This is a genomic window from Trueperaceae bacterium (assembly GCA_031581195.1).
Taxonomy (GTDB): domain Bacteria; phylum Deinococcota; class Deinococci; order Deinococcales; family Trueperaceae; genus SLSQ01.
On the sequence record JAVLCF010000196.1, the window covers coordinates 1 to 2,157 of the forward strand.

Below are 2,157 nucleotides of genomic sequence, written 5' to 3' on the forward strand. Positions count from 1 at the left end.
CCGGTCGCGAGGTCGGTCGCCGCGATCGCGAGCGGCGCGTCGGCCTCCTCCAGCCGTGCGCCGTGGAACAGCGTGCGGTCCAGCCACGCCGCCAACCGGTCGCCGTGCACCAGCGCCCCGCGGTGCAGCCCGACGTCGGCGGCGTCGCGCCACAGCGTCGCGGCGGTCTCGCGGGTCACGACCCGGTGGAGCTCGGTCGGCGACGCCCCGAACGCGGCGAGCGCGGCGATGATCGCGCCGTAGCTGGTGCCGGCGTAGCGCGCCGGACGCAGGCCGGCGTCGCCGAAGGCGCGGAGCACCCCCACGTGCGCCGCGCCGCGCGCCATGCCGCCCCCGAGCGCCACCCCGAACCCGGCGCCTCCGGCGTTCGCGTGGACGTCCGCATCGCTCATGGCGCGCATGCTACGCGATTCGGCCGCAGCGGGCCCGGTGGTAGCATTCGCCCCATGGAGGCCGTCTACCAGCGCGCCCGCCCCGCCACCTTCGACGAGGTCGTCGGGCAGGACCACGTCAAGGAGGTCCTTGCGGCCGCGCTCGCGAAGGGCCGGACCGGGCACGCCTACCTGTTCAGTGGGCCGCGGGGGGTCGGCAAGACCACCAGTGCGCGGCTGTTGGCGATGGCGCTCAACTGCGAACGGCGCGACGAGGGGGCCGCCCCGTGCGGCACGTGCGACGCCTGCACCCGCATTCGGTCGGGACGGCACGCCGACGTCGTCGAGCTCGACGCCGCCAGCCACAACTCCGTCGACGACGTCCGCGAGTTGCGCGAACGCGTCCGCCTGGCGTCGATGGAGGGCGGCACGCGGGTGTGGATCCTCGACGAAGCGCACATGTTGAGTGGAGCGGCGGCGAACGCGCTGCTCAAGACCCTCGAGGAGCCCCCGCCCGGCCTCGTGTTCGTCCTCGCCACCACGGAACCCGAACGCCTCCCGGCGACGGTGCTGTCGCGCTGTCAGCACTTCCGCTTCCGGCGCCTGTCCGACGCGGAGATCGCCGGGAAGATCCGCGGCCTGTGCGACGCCGCCGGCGTCGAGGCGGACGACGACGCGTTGGACCTGATCGCCCGCGCTGCGGACGGCGCCATGCGCGACGCGGAATCGCTGCTCGAGCGCCTGTGGGCGGGCGGCGGGCCGCTCCGGCGCGACGACGCCGAAGCCGCGCTCGGGCTTCCGCCGCGCGAACGCCTCGAGGCGCTCGCCGACGCGTTGGGCCGCGACGACCTCGGCGCGCTGCTCGAGGAGGCGGCGCGCGCCTACCGCGACGGGTACGCCCCCCGTAGCCTCGCCGAACGCCTCGCCCGGACGCTTCGCGACGCCGTCGTCACCGACGCGGTCGGCGGGGACGGCTACCGCTCCCCCCTCCCCCGCGCGGCGCTGCTGCGGGCGCTGCACGCGTTCGACGACGAACTCCAACGCTTCGTTCGGCACGACGACCTGTACGCCCTCGAAGCGACCCTCCTCAAGACGGCGAACGCGGCCCACGGCCGCCTCGCGGCGCCCGCGACCGACGCCGCCGCACCGGCGGTGGAGGCCGCTCCGGCCGCCGCCGCCGGAGGCGGCCCCCACGAGCGAACCGCCCGGGGCCCTCGATTGGCACGCCGTCCGCAACGCCGCGACGCCGCAACTCAAGGCGTTCCTCCTCCCCGCCGAAGCGTCGACGGACGGCGCCGTCCTGACGCTCGCGTACGGGGAGAAGCACCGCTTCCACTACCAACAGACCGTCGACCGACAGGACGAACTCGCCTCCCTGATCGCGACGCAGGCCGGCCCGGGGTGGGAGATCGTGCTCGAAGGGCCCGAGGGCACCGTCCGAAAAAAAGCCTGACGGGGCGGGGGACGACCTCCCCCGCCCCGGACGCACCGACGCCGACCCAACCCCCCACCGCGTCCGAGCCGGAGGCCCCCACGCCGCCGGCCTCGACCCCGGCCGCTCCGGCGGCGGACACCCCCACGCCACCGACCCCACCCACCGCGACGCCCGACGGCGAAACCGCAGCCGACGTGGGGGAAGAGACCTCGACCCGGGACGACGCGTCCTTCGCGGCGGCGCCGGACGCCACCACGTCCGAAGCGGGACCGGCGGACGACGCCGCGGACGACGGGGACGGCGGACCGCCCCCCGACGCCCGAACGTCCTGGGAGGACGTGCCCCACGACC

General features: G+C 76.0%; 2 protein-coding genes. One reads left to right on the forward strand and one right to left on the reverse strand.

Translation table 11 applies throughout. From position 1 onward, the window contains the following. Positions 1–392: patatin-like phospholipase family protein (locus tag RI554_11345; protein ID MDR9392609.1), on the reverse strand; the 392-nt coding region annotated here is incomplete at its 3' end. 54 nt (positions 393–446) lie between these two features. On the opposite strand from RI554_11345, the gene dnaX reads away from it, so the two are divergent. After that, the coding region (gene dnaX / locus RI554_11350) for a DNA polymerase III subunit gamma/tau (GenBank protein ID MDR9392610.1) at positions 447–2,157 on the forward strand (1,711 nt) is incomplete at its 3' end.